Origin of the sequence: Arthrobacter sp. UYP6 (assembly GCF_040547315.1) — a bacterium.
Classification (GTDB): domain Bacteria; phylum Actinomycetota; class Actinomycetes; order Actinomycetales; family Micrococcaceae; genus Arthrobacter_B.
In genome coordinates this window covers 231811-246457 of sequence record NZ_JBEPPM010000002.1, presented here as the reverse complement: position 1 = coordinate 246457, position 14647 = coordinate 231811, and the positions used below count along the sequence as shown (strand labels likewise).

The following is a 14647-nucleotide window of genomic DNA, read 5'->3' as shown; positions in this document are numbered from 1 at the left end:
CTGTTCAGCCTTGTCGCCCTGCCGGCGCCTGTAATGGCGGCCGATCCAACTGATTATGTTTCCGAATCGCCGCTTCTGCGCGACACCATGTCCCGTACAAGTGAAGCGGGATGGGGAAAATCTGAGAACGGAGTTCCCTACTCCACCAGCTGGCTTCCCGCTCTCGCCGTTTCCGGCGGCACGGGCAAAGTGGTTATCCCCAAAGCCGGCAGTTCTCGCACAATTGAAGCGGCAATAACACCGGTCGCCGACACAGCCGCGTCCTACAGTGCGGCAGTATCCGCCCTCCCCACAAGCGGGGGCGGTATCCACTCCGGACTCCAGGTCCGACACACGGCTGGCTCCTTCTACCAAGGCACTATCCGTCTCCTGCCCGGAGGTAAGGCCGCACTGGATATCTCGCGGACAAACGCCGGTAAAACAAAGACGGCACTTGGTGCTTCCTTTGCCCTGCCGTTCACAGTCAAGGCAAAGCAGCAGGTCAATCTGGAGGTCCAGGCCACCGGCAGTTCGCCGGTGGCGATCAGGGCACGAGCATGGCCCGCCGGAACGCCGGTCCCTGGCTGGCAGCAGCAGGCCGTAGATAACAGCGGAGCCAAACTCACTGCGGCAGGGACTGTCCGGATTACGACCTACGTATCCGGTTCGAGCCAGCCCGCCGCTGTGGAATACGACAACCTCACTGCGGACGAGCTCAAAGCCGGCACAGCTCCCGTGCCCCCAGTCCCTGCTCCCACTCCACCGGCTCCGCCGGTTCCTGCTCCGGTTCCGCCCGTGGTTCCGCCGGAGGCTCCGCCTGTTCCAGTGGTTCCTGCCGGCGGCAGGGGCAAGGCCGGTTCCGCGGCTGTTGGCAGTACTTCCTATCCAGTGCCGGCCGGTGCGCTGTTTGTCGCCGGCAACGGCTCGGACTCGGCAGCAGGCACCCAAAACGCTCCCCTGCGCACCATCGCGGCAGCCACTTCGAAGGCCGCTGCGGGGACTGTAATTGTGGTCCGCGGCGGCAGCTATCACGAGCAAGTGACAATTCCGGTGAACAAGCGGCTCACGATTCAGGCGTATCCCAAGGAAGCTGTCTGGCTGGAGGGCAGCCGTGTCGTGGACAATTTCACAGCTGCCGGAAAGGTCTTTGTGGCCGCTAATTGGACGCCTCAGTTTGATGCAAGCTCCACTTATTCCTGGGGCAAGCCCGGGACGGAACACGGAGGCTCCTTTGTGGATCCGGCTAACCCCATGGCCTCGCACCCGGACCAGGTCTGGATCAATGACACCGCACAGAAACAGGTGGGGTCGCTGGCCAAGGTCACGACAGGAATGTTCTATGTGGACTACGCCGCGAAAAAGCTCTATCTGGGAACCAACCCTGCCGGAAAGACCGTTCGGGCCAGCGCTTTGGCAAAGGCACTGAGTATTCGTGCCGAGAACTCGGTGGTTAAGGGAATCGGCATCCGCCGTTATGCGCCGTCCGTTCCACACATGGCCACCGTAACGGTGGAAAAGAAGGGAGTGTCTCTGGAAAATGTTGCCATCACCGACACCTCCACCACCGGACTTGCAGTTGGCAATACCGATGTGACCCTCACCAACATCACTTCCACCCGCAACGGACTGCTGGGTGTTACGGCCGTTTATGCAGACCGGCTGAAGGTGACAAAATTGGACGCCAGCAGCAACAACCTGGAGCGTTTCAAGACCGCACCTGTTGCCGGCGGCATGAAGATTGGCCGCACCCGCACCGTCACCATTCAGCAGAGCAATTTCCGCGACAATATGGCTACGGGACTGTGGCTGGATGAGTCCGTGTACGACGCCACGTTGGCCAGTAATGACATGGTGGGAAACGCTAGCCACGGGGTTTCGGCCGAAATATCCGCCAAAGTTCAGCTCGTGGACAACATCATTGCCAACAACAAGAACTTTGGCGTGAAAATCAACAACACCAGTGAAGTGAATATATGGAACAACACCTTCAGCGGCAACGGGCGACAGATCAACGTGGTCCAGGATCTCCGGCGCGCAAGCAACCAGTCCACCCCGGGCCACGATCCGCGTCAGGCGTTCCCGGATAAATCGATGACCTGGATCAACGGTCCCGTGACCATCCGGAACAACATCATTTCCGGTACCACCGCAGCCGGAAACTGCATGCTGTGCGTGGAGGATTACTCCAGGGAATTCACTGCAGAGCAGCTCAAAGTCAGCGCCCAGGGAAACGTCTACCACAGGACAACCACGGCTGCTCCGACCTGGGGTGTCATTTGGTCCCGAGGAAATGCCAACCCTCACGTGTACACCTCCATCGCGGCATTCCGGGATGCAACGGGACAGGAGGAAACCCACCTGGAGCTGGCAGGGACAAGCCCGGTCAATACTTCCACTTTTGCTGCGAACAGCGCCGTGCGGGACAGCGCCGGCACGATCGCCGTCCCGCTGCCTGACAGCATTGCCAAACTGGCCCGCCAGTCGGGCGGCGCGCGTCACCTTGGTGCCTTTACCAACTGAGGCACGGCAGGACTTGAGCGGGTGAGACCGGGAGCGGACGCGGCATCGCGTCCCGTCCCCGGTCTCGCCTGCGGTTCCCACACCATCAGCGAAATCGCAAAGAACAACAGAAATGTTGTGCTGGCTTCCGTCAGGCCGTTCTCCAGAAAGCTTCTGAGCAGGACAAAGATGAGAATGGCAGGCAAGGCGGTGTTTGATGCTGTCCGCAGCGTGCGCAGCAGCAACAACACGGCCCATGTTGCGAGGACAACCGTACCCAGCACACCGGCCTGGGCCAGGGACGACATCCAACTGGAATCCAGCACCTGGGTTTCCCAGTACTGTCCCTCCACTGAAACCGTCTTGATGGGCAGGCCTCCCCCGACCCACCGTTCCCATGTCTGAACGGGCGTCTTTAGGACCGTTTCCCAGGCCAACGTGCGCGAGTTCAGGGTCAACAAGGGTGCGCTGCCCGGGCGCATGACCATATTCATGAGTGCCGGCGTGTAAAGAAGGGCGGGAAGAATCGCCAGCACCAAGGCCAGCAGGCCTACTGCCACGGACCTGCTGACTCTGCGCAGCGGTGCCAGAAGAAACACTGCGCCCAGTCCCAGTCCCATCAGCGCCGTTCGGGACTCCGTGGCCAGGACCACACCTATCAATGTGAACAGGGAGAGGGCAAGCGCCAGCGTTCCGCGTCCGCGCAGGATGGTGTGAGCCGCGGCGATGGCGGGAACACCGCACAGCATGGCAATCGCGTTTGGCCGCAGGGGCGGGAGGACTCCTGTAAGACGCTGCCCGTTCAGGAATCCGGGCAAGCCTGTCATCGCACTGCCCAACCCAACAATGGCCATGGCAACCAGCAACGGCGTTAATCCAGACAGTCCGGGCGATGCCATGAGCAGGAAGCCTACGGTGGCAGCAACAAGTATCAGTCTGGCCGCCAAAACCAGCGACGACGGGACATCCCCCACAGCCACGGACCCAATCAGGGAGATAGAGATAAATAGTACGAGCAGCAGAAACGGCCGTCCGGCTATGCGACGGTTCGAGGGAACGGAGGATGCGAGGGCGAGCGCCATTAAACAGGACACGGCCAAGCACACGCCCTTGGCAAGCACCACGCTGTCCGCGCCGCCCTCGTAGTACACGCCCATACGCCACGCCACCGTGCTGATAACGACCAGTAACCAAATGACGTACGGCAGCACCGCCTGCACCCGGGGACTCACGCTTGGTCCCGGGCACTGGCCTCAATCCGGTTCCTGCGTGGGTAAATCATGTCTTTGAGAACCCTCTCCGGAACATCCACCATGACAACACCCAGTGGTTCAGTTCCGAGGGCTCGCAGTTCCATAACCGCAAGATCCAGTTCAGCGTCAGTGGTTGCACCGTAGGACACTAGGATGAGTGCTCCTTGGCTCACGGCCGCCATCATTTCCGTGTTCAGCGGACTGGATCCATAACTGGCCTGGGCGATGAGCAGGTCAAAATCGTCCGCCAGTTCTTTCACCACGGTCCCGGCCTTTTGGAGTGTCTCAGCGGGTGGGTGGTTCGGGTTGCTGCCCGCAGTTACGGCGCAGAGGGATCCATCCGCCACCCGCTGGATCACCTCTTCACGGGTACAAGTTCCGGTCACCAGATCCGTGAGTCCCGGAGCGTGTGCCGGGCGGCCAAAGGGGGTGTCGCGCGAGCTGTCCGCCTGAAGTACACAGATCCGGCGGCCGGTATCCGCAAGGAACCGTGCCCAAGCTTCGATCATCATCTGACCGGATGCTTCCGATTGCCGGCAGGCACTGGTTGCCACCACAATCCGCGGCAGCTGCCCTCCGGTGCGCAACAGCACACGGGTGAGGAGGGAGCGGAATTCTGCCTCCGGTATCGCTTCCGGCTGGTTCGGGATGCGTTGCGCTTTGCCTCGGAGAGGCATCCGCCCCACCAACTCGATTCCAGACGCAGCCTCCACGTCCTCGGCGGAGTGCAGCTTGGTGGCTCTGCGGTCACGAACGATTGCTGTGATCATCCCCAGAGCAATACCGGAGAGAACACCCACAATAAGGTTGGTGATAATGTTCGGCGACGCAGGGCTCGCGGGTGGAGCCGCGGGAACGGTGATCTGGGGGTCAACTGTTGCGGCAGTCCGGGACCCTTCACCGTCCTCAAGCAGACGAATCTGCTCCGCAAGGCTTTCCGCCACCAAGTTCGCCATTGTCGAGGATTCTTTTGCTGTGGGCGCAGCAGCAGTGATTCGGACGTAGACCGTGTCCTTGGGATTGACCGCCGATACCCGCCGGGCTAGGTCTGAGACAGTTGCTCCGTTACCGAGCTGCTTAGCCACCGGTGCCAGTACCTGAGGACTCCTCACCAAGTCCGGATAGTTCTTCACCCGTTGCATGGTGAACTGCGAGTCCTCATACGCGGAACTATTGGAAGACTCGGCCTTGACGAACAGGTCCGCACGGGCCTCATAGACCCTAGGCATGCCCCAGCTGACCAGCACGGCTGCGTCAACGGCAAGAAACGTAACAAACACTATGAGAAGGAGCCGCCGTCGAAACAGCAGCAAGTATTCCCTTAGCTCCATGACTTCACCTCCCGGTACCATTTGCCCAGTGCCAGGGCCAGGAACGCGGCGGTCGCAATGAAGAGCAACCCGTAGACTCCGGTGAAAGCCCAGGGAACGCACAACAGCAGCGTAACGAGGCAGATAACGCCAAAGTCGGTGGGCAGCACGGCAACCGAGTAGAGAAAATTCGAAGATCCGTCACCCGCCATCAGGGTTCCGTGGTCCGTCCGCCGGCTGCGTCTGAGCTGATCCATCAGCAGGGTGGAGAAAAAATGAACGGTTGCCATCACTTGGAACAGCAGCGGCACCAGCAGCCAGGCCGCATCCAGGTCGTAGAATCGCCACCAGCACACAAGAATGGCCAGATGGATGGATCCCACTTTGAAGGCATCAACGGTGTGATCCAGCCATTCCCCTGCCATTGAGCCTTTCCCTGTGAGCCTGGCCAGCTGGCCGTCGGCGGAGTCGAGTGCATAACCGAGCACCAGCAGCAGGCAGACCGCTGCCGAGCTCTCGATGGATGGCCGCAGGGCAACAAGCAAACCGATGGCGCTGAATGTGCAGACCGCGCTGACGGCCGTGACCTGGTTTGGCGTCATCCGGGCGGTGTAGGCGGCAGCAGCAAGATACCGGCCGAGCCGGCGGTTGATGTAGCGGGAATATGCAGGCGCCCCTTTGGCGCTCTTTTGGGCTGTCGAGAGTTCAACTATCGCTTCTCGTGTAGTTAGCTGCGCCCCAGTTCGCAGTGTCATGGCTACTCCTTGATCTTTTTGGTTTCGATGTCCGTGAGCGACGCTGAGTTCGCGTTGCCCGTGACGGCGGATTCAGGCCTGAACCTGGAGGTGAGCCGGGTCCGGGCGGTGCCGGTGGATGCGGCGGTTTGGAGCCCGCGGATGTTAATCCGCCGGGTCCTGGTTTTGATCCCACTGATGGCCTGCTTGGTTTCCTCTTCTCCGAACGGCAAGGCAAGCGGGGACAGGGCTGTGTCAGCTGTCCAGGCGGAATGTGGGTTCCTGGTGGCTTTGGGGTTGCGCGTACTCTTTCCGGTCGCAAGGTCCCTGGCAAGAGTCAGGTAGCCCTCGGCCACCTCATCCCACCGGTAAAGGCCCTGAGCCCGTTCTTGGGCCGCTCTCCCGAGGCGGCTTGAGAGCACGGGGTCGGAGTCCAGGACAACCAGCGATTCCGCCAGCGATTCCACGCTGCTGAAGTAGCGTCCGGATTCCTCCCCAAGCACTTCGCGGTTGAAGACGACGTCGTAGGCCAGTACGGCGGTTCCTGCGCCCATGGCCCGCAACAGGGATGGATTGGTGCCGCCCACCGAATGTCCATGGAGATAGGTGCGGGCATGGGTGTACATCTGATTGAGCAGGCCCTGATCCCAAACTCCGCCCATCAGCTTGATACGGCTGTCGCTTTCGGCCAGTGCACGGATCCGCTCTGTGTATGCCTCGGCGTAGGGCGCCGACCCCACCACCGCCAGCGGTAGCCGGGAGTTGCTTTCCCGATAGGCCTTCAGGATGAGATCAACATGGTTCTCCGGTTCAAACCGGGCGACCACCAGATGGAAACCGTCACGTGACAGTCCAACCTCGCCCAGCTTGTCGCTTCCGATGTCTTCTGTCTCAGGGGCGCCGTATGTCAGAAGCCTCGTTGCGGCGTCGAACTCGCTGCGGTAGTAATCGGCGATGCCCCGGGCATCGGCAATTAACGCGTCGGCTCCCCGCACGGATGCTTGCTCGGCCCAGCGGTAATAGGCTCTGCCCTTGCCGTCCCACTTGGAACGCTTCCATTCCAAGCCGTCCACGTGCACCGCCACTCCAGTCCCCGAGCAACGCAGGAGGGGCAGGAACGGTGCATTGGCGGCATTGAAAACAAATACGGCGTCATACCGCGATGCCCGGAGCATGTGCAGGGCAGAAAGCGCGGTGTGGCTAAGCGTCTCTCCTACTTTGACCCGGAGGGCCGGCAGGTGCACCAATCTCATTCCCCGATGGGTTTCCGGACGCTGTTCGTCATGAGGGCGGCAGTAAACCGTGACCTCCACGCCGCGTTCCGCCAGACGGGAACCGATCTCCTCTATGGCCGTTTCGAAACCCCCGTAGTGCGCCGGGACTCCCCTGGTTCCCACCATGGCCACCCGCAGCCTGCTGGTGTCACTGCTCATTCCTGTTCCTTCCGTCAAAGTTCGCTGCAAAAGTGAGGTTGGGTCTATGGCCGCGGCAAACCGGCCCAGAGGTTGTCCCAGAAGGCGCCAACAGGCGCATTCGTGGATGATCCGGACAGATAAGACCCGATTCCGATACGGCCCGGCGCTTGGAGGGCCGCTGTGGAATCGGCCGCTGTCAACTGCCACTGCACCGGCTCAGGCTGCCCCATTTTCCAGACCTTGGCCCGGATTGTTGTGGGTGAGGTGCCCACAACCTGGATGCGGACGGTCAGCATGTCGCCGGGGCGGTAGACGAGTCCGCTGATTGTTGTCTGCGGGACCAAGTAGGCGTCACCCCGGTTCAGGCTGACGCCCACGGTCCCGTTGGCCATGTAGCGCACCTTGGCGGAATAGCTGCCCTTACCGGGAAGCTCCCTCGCATAGACGGACTGGTACGTCCCGCCTCCGGTTGCGGCCTTGTCCAAGCCCATGTCCACCTGCACTTCCGTGTCCACCGCCGTGACGGCCGAAAGGTATGCAGTGACACCCAGGGTTGCTGAGGCAAGCCGCTGGCGGCCCATTCCGTCCACCACAGAGAAGTTGGCTGCTGCGCCGGCGTAGGAGTAAGCCCCGCCCAGATCTGCGGACTGCCACCCGCTGGCCGATGACCGTCCGAAGACGTCCTGCGCATAGGCGGCGGGGGCCGCTGGGCTCACGGTGACCTGGCTGGTCCTAATACCGGTCGCTCCATCCGTATCCGTGACCGTTAGGCTCACGTTGTAGGTTCCTGCCCGGGGGTAGGCGTGACCAATGGTTTCGCCGGTGCCGGAGGTACCGTCCCCGAACGACCAGGAGTACCCGGCCGGGTCAGCTTCCACGTCGGTGGATCCCGAGGCATCGAAGGCGACTATCAGACCGGTTGCCGATGACGTGAACACTGCAGCGGGCGCCGCATTGGTGACCCTGATCTGCTGGTTCACGGATGCTGTTGACCCGTCAGAGGAAGTAACCGTCAATTGCACGGTGTAGTCCCCATCCAGGCCGTACAGATGGGTGGGCTTGATACCGGTCCCTGTTGTTCCGTCACCAAAGTCCCAGGCATAAATTGCTCCCGCACCTGCATCCTCAGCCGTGAAGACGGCGGACCTGCCCGTGGCACCGGAGGTGAACGCGGCAGCCGGGCCCGGGTTCTCCACCGCAACACTCTGTGAAACGGAGGCCGTGAGGTTTCCGCTGTCCGTAACAGTAAGTGTCACGGTGTACTGGCCGCCCCGGGTATAGGTGTGAACGGGGTTTACACCGCTCCCGGTAGTTCCATCGCCAAAGTCCCAGGCGTACGAGGTGATGCTGCCGCTTCCGGGTCGTGCAGCTGTGCCGTCAAAAGTGACCCTAAACGCTGACACTGTTGAGGTGAAGGCTGCTGATGGCCCGGCTGGTGCCGGGTTCTGCGGACTCGCTGTCACCGTAGCGGTGCTGCTTGCTCCGCGGTTGTCCACGACGGTCAGGGTGACCTCGTAATCGCCGGCGGTGGAGTACGTGTGAGTCGGACGGATACCTGTGTCAGTGGTTCCATCCCCGAAACTCCACGAGTAGGACGAGATGCTTCCATCCGGATCCACAGACTCACCGGCGTCAAAGGAGACGGTCAGATCCCTTACCTGCGTGGAGAAGGCGGCAACGGGACTCACATTTATGCGGTCCACAACAATGTCTGATGTGGCCGTTCCGGTGGCTCCCGAGTTGTCCGTAACGGTGAGCTTTACCGTGTAGGCTCCGGGATTTGCATAGCTGTGGCGCGCAGTGGCTCCGGTACCGGTGGCACCGTCGCCGTAATCCCAGGCGTAAGAACTGATATCTCCGTCAACATCGTTGGATGCAGCTGCGTCGAAACTCGCGTCCAGGCCTGCTGATGATGACTGGAATCCTGCGGTGGGGGGCAGATTGCTCACTGTCACGACCTGCGTAACAATGCTCTGGCCGCCTCTGTCATCCGTGGCTACAAGGCGAACGGTGTAGCTGCCGCCTCTGGCGTAAGAGTGCGACGGCGAAACACCGGTTCCACTGCTGCTGTCGCCGAAGTCCCACTCGTAGTCCGTAATCCGGCCGTCTTCGTCCTTGGTGCCGGCCGCGTCAAAGCTGACCGCCAAGCCCGCATTCTCAGCGGTGAATACTGCCTCAGGCAGGATATTGGAGGTCTGGGTGGAGACAGTGGCCGTAGCTGATGTCTGTGCCCCATTGTTGTCCGTCACGGTCAGGGTCACGGTGTGGTCGCCCGGCTCCGTGTACATATGCTGGATCCGGTCGCCTTCACCTGTGATGCCGTCACCCAAGTCCCACTTGTAGGAGACAATCAGGCCGTCGGGGTCGGAGCTTCCCTGACCGGAAAGGACCACATTCTGGCCGTCCACAGTGGCCTCGACCTTGGCAATCGGAGCTTGGTTGACTACGCCGCCGGCAGCCGCGTAGTGGGCGTTGATGCGCTCGGGGCTGAGGGCCTGGGCGTACACGGCTGCTTCATCGATTTGTCCCTCGAAGTAGGGACTCGATGCGCCGCCCCAGGTCCGGTCTCCGCCAATGCGCCAGTAGCCCGTGTATTCCTGGGCTGCGGTCTGCGGGTTAGTTCCTGAAAGCACACCATCCACGTACAGCTTCATGCCGTCCGCTGACTGGGTGGCAGCAACATGGTGCCATTGGTTGTTGTTGTAGGCACCCTCAGTGATGATGGTGTTCTCCGTTCCGGTATAGGTACCGAACGTGAGCTTTCCGTCATCGCGCATATAGACATGGCGGTCATAGCTTCCGGACAGCCCGTTGTTCGAATTGCCAAAGCCGATGATTTTTCCGCCCCGGGTGGTTGAGGTCTTGAACCAAGCCTCCTGGGTGTAAACAGCAGGGCCGTCCATGGGTGCTCCGGCAGCCGCCATTCCATCTGATCCGTTGAAGCTGAACGTCCCGCTTCCGGTAACCCCGCCGGCACTGTTGCGGACCACTCCTCCGGTAACCAGCGCGTCGTTCATGAACGGACCGGTGTCGAGGGCCGATGTACTGCCCCCGTCATTGAGCCGCCAGAAGATTACCGGTGAGTCGTTGTAGACGATTTTCCCGTAAGTGTCGGTCGGTGCGGCAGGAATGGATGGACTGCGGCCGCTGGCCGCATAGTGGTCTGCAACCCGCTGCGCGGACAAGGCACTCGGGTAGACAGCGACTTCATCAATGTTGCCGGTGAAATTGCTGTTCGAGGGCTGGCTGGGCCATCCGCCGAGGTTGTCACCACCCACCCGCCAGTAGCCTTCATACTCCTGGCCTGTGGTGACGTCCGTCCTGACCGCAGTCCGCACGCCATCGATATACAGGGCCATGCCAGCCGAACCCATTGTGGCGGCCACATGGTGCCATTTGCCGTCGTTGTAGGACTTGGCTGTGTTCAGTGTGGCTGTCCGTCCCGGATACACCCCAAACCAAATCCGACCGCTGTTATCCATGTAGATGCTGCGGTCATGGTTGGACGAATTGCCCGTCCGTTGGTTGCCGAAGCTTAGGATCTTGCCGCCGGAAGTTGACGTCGTCTGGAACCAGGCTTCCGTGGTGAAGGTATCCGTCGCCGGTGTCAGAGCTCGATTGGCGATGGACGCCGCGGCGCTGCCGTCGAACTTGGACGCGGGGTTTCCCGCCAGCGCACCTTCAGCGCCGCGGCTAATCCCGGTGCCAAGGTCGCCGTCGTCGTACCCCACATGGTTGAACGCAACGTTGCCCGATGCCTCATCCAGCGGGTAGTAGAGCTGCGCGCCGTCACCGCGGATCATCTCTGCGTATGCCGAGGGGGACGTTTTGGTGACGGTGACCGGATCCGACTTTGGGCTGAGGAACTCATTGCCGGCAGGGTCCTTGACCCGAATCCGGTAGGTGTGTGAGGCACCCGGTGTGCGCCCGGTATCAGAGAACCCGAGGGCTTGGGTTTTCCACCAGAGGGACTTGGCCTGAACCGATCCAATGGCCACCAAGCTGTTGTCCCGAAGTACTTCATAGGTGAGGACGCCGTCGTCATAGTCCCAAGTGTTGGGCCACGCCACGCGCACGGTGCCAGGAACTATGGATAGAGCTGACGGCTTCACGGCAGCGCTGTAAACCGGGCCTGTTTTGTTCGGTGCGACAGAGCGCTGGCCGAAGACCGCGAGTCCCTGCTGCTGCTTACCATTGACAGTGGTGAATTCACCGCCTTCCACCAAGTAGTTCTCGTTGTTGTCCAGTGCCCACCCGCCCTGATATTGGCCGGTAAAGAAGCCGGTATTGATGGAGGGGTACCAGTGGAGGAGGCTGGGCACCGGCTGGCCCGAGTATGTGCTGTTGCTCCCCCGAGGCGCCTGATCGGTGCCGGTCGCGTAGATGGTTTCGGCTAGGGAACGGCGCCACGTCTGTGGGCTGGTCTCCGGGAATTCGCCCAGCGAAGAGCAGTCGTGCGCGTGGGAGACGCTGTAAAGGACCTCGCCCATAACCGCGACATCGGTGGTAGCGCCGTAGCAGTTGTCCATCCAGACGAGCTCGCCGGTCTTGAAATCTGCGGCAAACCTGCCGTCATACCAATGCCCGCCCATGCCGTTGGCAGAGGCATAAATGACACCGTCTTTCTCTATCATCTGCGTCACCCAGGAGGTGTTCTTTGTTGGTCCCTGCATCTCCGTCTCCGGGATGGGCGTACTGATCCATTGCTGGCTCGCGCCGGTGACACCGTCCACGGCACCAACGCCGATTTTCCTGGCGTCGTTCAGTGACTGGAACCGTCCTGCAATCACTACCCGGCTATTGTCAGCGGCGGCTACGATGCCGTGGACAATGTCGTCTGTCTTTGGCGCCCAGGGTAATAGCGCTCCAGATGCACGGTTGTAAGCGGCGGCATTATATCGGGTCTGATTTCCAGCCTTACCGAAGGAACCGCCGACATAAAGTGTCGAAGCGGTCGCATACACAGTCTGGACGCTGCCACCGATGCTGGTGTTGAACGGTTTCAGTGCTCCCGTTGAAGTATTAAAGACCGCGAGCTTGCTGCGCGGCTGTCCACCCACAGTGGTGAAGGAACCCCCAACAATGACTTCCGCGCGATCCGGGCTCAGTTCCACCTCCAGCGCTTGGGCGTTGAGGTTGGGATTCCACGGCAGGATATTGCCAGTGGAAATTTCAAAAGCCATGGCGTTATTGCGCACGATTTCACCGACTCCACCGGCAGGGACGCCCGAGGGTCGCGCCTTGGTGAAGCTGCCCACAGCATAGGCTATGTTGCCGTTTACCGCGGTACTCCAGACAACACCGTTGATCTGCGGAGTGGTCAGCAGATCAGCGCTAAGAGTCTCGGGAAGCGGCCGCTCCGCATCCGCGAGCAGCGCCCGATTAACAACCGCGCCGGGGGTGAGCCCGGCATCAAACCCGACAGTGGCTTGTGCCGGGACGGCAGCAAAGCCTGCGAGCAGGGATAAGGTCCCCAGAACCGCCAGAGCCTTGACCGTGCGGCCTCCGCCGGACAGCCACCGTCTGTGTTCTCCACGCATTTGAACTCTAAGCATGATTTTCCAGCTCCCTTTCGTGGGGCGTGGTGCTGACGGTAGTTATGTCGGTTGTGTGTCTGCGCAGCGGCACGAGGAGCAGCTGCCTGATGGCAAGACCGCCGAGTGCCGCTCCCGAGGCTGCTGCCAGCGGAGCCAGCAAGGCATTTCCGGTGAGTAGAACAACGGTGAGGACGGAGCCGAGGGACACAGCTGTGTCCATCAGCCGGATAAGGAAAATTCGGGCCGGGCTGCAGCGGACTGCTGCCAGGACGCCGTACGGCGTAGCGGCTGACACTGCTGCTGTATAGAGCAGCCAGCCCGCTACTGCACTGAGTTCGGGAAGGCTGCCGAGAACCAGCGGACCGGCTGCTGGCAGTGCCAAGACAGCGACGCCGGTACAGGCTGCTGTAATGCTGAGCAGTGCGAAGACTCCGCGATCAGCCCGCTGCAGGAGTTGTGCCAACGAGACTGTTCTGGAGCGGGCGAAGGACGCAAATAGATAGGAAGAAATGCCGGTAACCACGAGCATTGCCGGGGCCGAATAAACGCGAGCCAGCTCCAGTGCACCACTCGCTTCAAAGGTAACGAGGAGTACCACGGCGCTGCGCATCGCAGTCAGCAGCGCCGGGCGAAGGGACTGCTGAGCTGCGCGCCAGGTCCCGTAGGCAGCAACAGCCCGCCATTGCGCGCCCCTCAGGCTAACGAAGGTTCTTTCAGTTGGCGGAATCATCACGATTCCAACCGCTGCCCCTGCTGTCTGCCCGGTAGCTATGGCCGCCAAAAAGGACGTGACTCTCAGTTCCCCGCTCTGATCAGCGATTAGCAAAACCACTAGTGAGGCAACAATGACCGAAAGGTCCATGACGACAATGCGGCGAAAAAGCATGCATGCCATCAGAAGACGACGCAGAACGTCCTCCAGCAGGTACGCCGCAACAGCCAGCCCGAGGAGCAGTGCCTGGGGAGCGGTGGCCAGATCCATAATCCAGACCACCGATGGAACAATCCCGGCACAGGTCAGGCACAGCACAATCAGCCACAGCTGCATACCGGCCCGAAGCGACCTTGACCGGCGGTCCAGCACCGTCAGGGAATCTCCCACGAAACCGCTTGTGGTGGCCGCTGAAAGGACAAGCAATCCGTAGAGGACAGACAGTAGACCCAGGCTTCCCAAATCCAGGGAACGGGCGGCAACAGCCATGATCAAAAAGGCGCCTAAGGCCTGGCTGGACTGGGCGGCCACGGCGCCTGCCGCGGTGCGGTAGCTTGCGGTCAAGCGGGTCACGGCAGATCCCCGCGGAAAACCAGAGGCTGATGGGAGCCGTTCAAATCCAGATAAAGAACGGTTTCCGGTGCGCCGGCAGGAAGCAGGAAAGCGTAGCTGCCTTCTGCTGAGTCGCCTGGTTTCAGGGTGCCCGTCAGATCATTAGTTTCAACCTCGCTGTACAGTGGAGCCGCCGCGAATCTCTCGTCCCCGTAAACCATGGAGGGAACTACTGCACCAAGGTCCAGGTCCTGCGTGGACCCGTTGCGAATAGTCACGGTGAACACCACATACTCCGCTCCCACCACAAGTCCGAGGCCTTCTCCCTCTACCACTCCCCGGTTGAAGTCGGACGTAGTGGCCGCCACTCCGTCCGCATAAACTGCTTCAGCAGTGAATGACGCGGACTCCACGGGCACGGGGTTGGCTGCCGCATCTTCGCGAAGGACCTCAGGGGCTTCAGCCTTACTGCCTGGTTCCGGGACAGATGCGGGCCCGCCCGGCGGCCCCTGACTTTCTTCCGGCTCCGGGGACGGCTTTACATCCATCGGAGCCGGCGAAACGGACGTGGTTGGCTCCGCAGTGGCTTGGGTGGCCGGTGCCTGTCCCGAGCAAGCCACAACGACGACGGATAGCAAGCCACATCCCAGCGTTCT

At 61.2% G+C, this 14647-nt stretch carries 8 protein-coding genes; 1 reads left to right on the top strand and 7 read right to left on the bottom strand.

Annotated features, from left to right (window positions below):
- Positions 1 to 33: 33 nt before the first annotated feature.
- Entirely contained in the window at positions 34 to 2499 is a 2466-nt protein-coding gene (locus tag ABIB35_RS02855; RefSeq protein ID WP_354178710.1) for a right-handed parallel beta-helix repeat-containing protein, read from the top strand.
- On the opposite strand, the gene ABIB35_RS02850 is transcribed toward ABIB35_RS02855, so the two are convergent.
- From ABIB35_RS02850 to ABIB35_RS02820, 7 genes are read right to left on the bottom strand one after another with little or no spacing between them, the layout of a single operon-like run.
- Positions 2475 to 3710: a hypothetical protein gene (locus ABIB35_RS02850; RefSeq protein ID WP_354178708.1), complete on the bottom strand. Its 1236-nt coding sequence runs from the start codon at positions 3708 to 3710 to the stop codon at positions 2475 to 2477. The two genes, ABIB35_RS02855 and ABIB35_RS02850, sit on opposite strands and share 25 nt — an antisense overlap.
- Entirely contained in the window at positions 3707 to 5062 is a 1356-nt protein-coding gene (locus tag ABIB35_RS02845; RefSeq protein WP_354178706.1) for a Wzz/FepE/Etk N-terminal domain-containing protein, read from the bottom strand. Before ABIB35_RS02845 ends, ABIB35_RS02850 begins: the two co-directional genes overlap by 4 nt.
- Positions 5053 to 5796 carry a CDP-alcohol phosphatidyltransferase family protein gene (locus tag ABIB35_RS02840; protein ID WP_354178704.1) on the bottom strand — a complete coding sequence of 248 codons (744 nt, stop codon included), beginning with the start codon at positions 5794 to 5796 and terminating at the stop codon, positions 5053 to 5055. The genes ABIB35_RS02845 and ABIB35_RS02840 overlap by 10 nt, the downstream gene beginning before the upstream one ends.
- A gap of 2 nt (positions 5797 to 5798) precedes the next feature.
- Positions 5799 to 7208 (bottom strand): DUF1972 domain-containing protein, encoded by a 1410-nt coding sequence (locus tag ABIB35_RS02835; protein WP_354178702.1) that lies wholly within the window; start codon positions 7206 to 7208, stop codon positions 5799 to 5801.
- Positions 7209 to 7252: 44 nt separating this feature from the next.
- Positions 7253 to 12730, bottom strand: a complete 5478-nt coding sequence (locus ABIB35_RS02830; RefSeq protein WP_354178700.1) for a PKD domain-containing protein — start codon at positions 12728 to 12730, stop codon at positions 7253 to 7255.
- A gap of 7 nt (positions 12731 to 12737) precedes the next feature.
- Complete coding sequence (locus ABIB35_RS02825) at positions 12738 to 14012, bottom strand: hypothetical protein (protein WP_354178698.1); 1275 nt, start codon at positions 14010 to 14012, stop codon at positions 12738 to 12740.
- Entirely contained in the window at positions 14009 to 14404 is a 396-nt protein-coding gene (locus ABIB35_RS02820) for a DUF4352 domain-containing protein (RefSeq protein WP_354178696.1), read from the bottom strand. The genes ABIB35_RS02825 and ABIB35_RS02820 overlap by 4 nt, the downstream gene beginning before the upstream one ends.
- Positions 14405 to 14647: the final 243 nt, after the last annotated feature.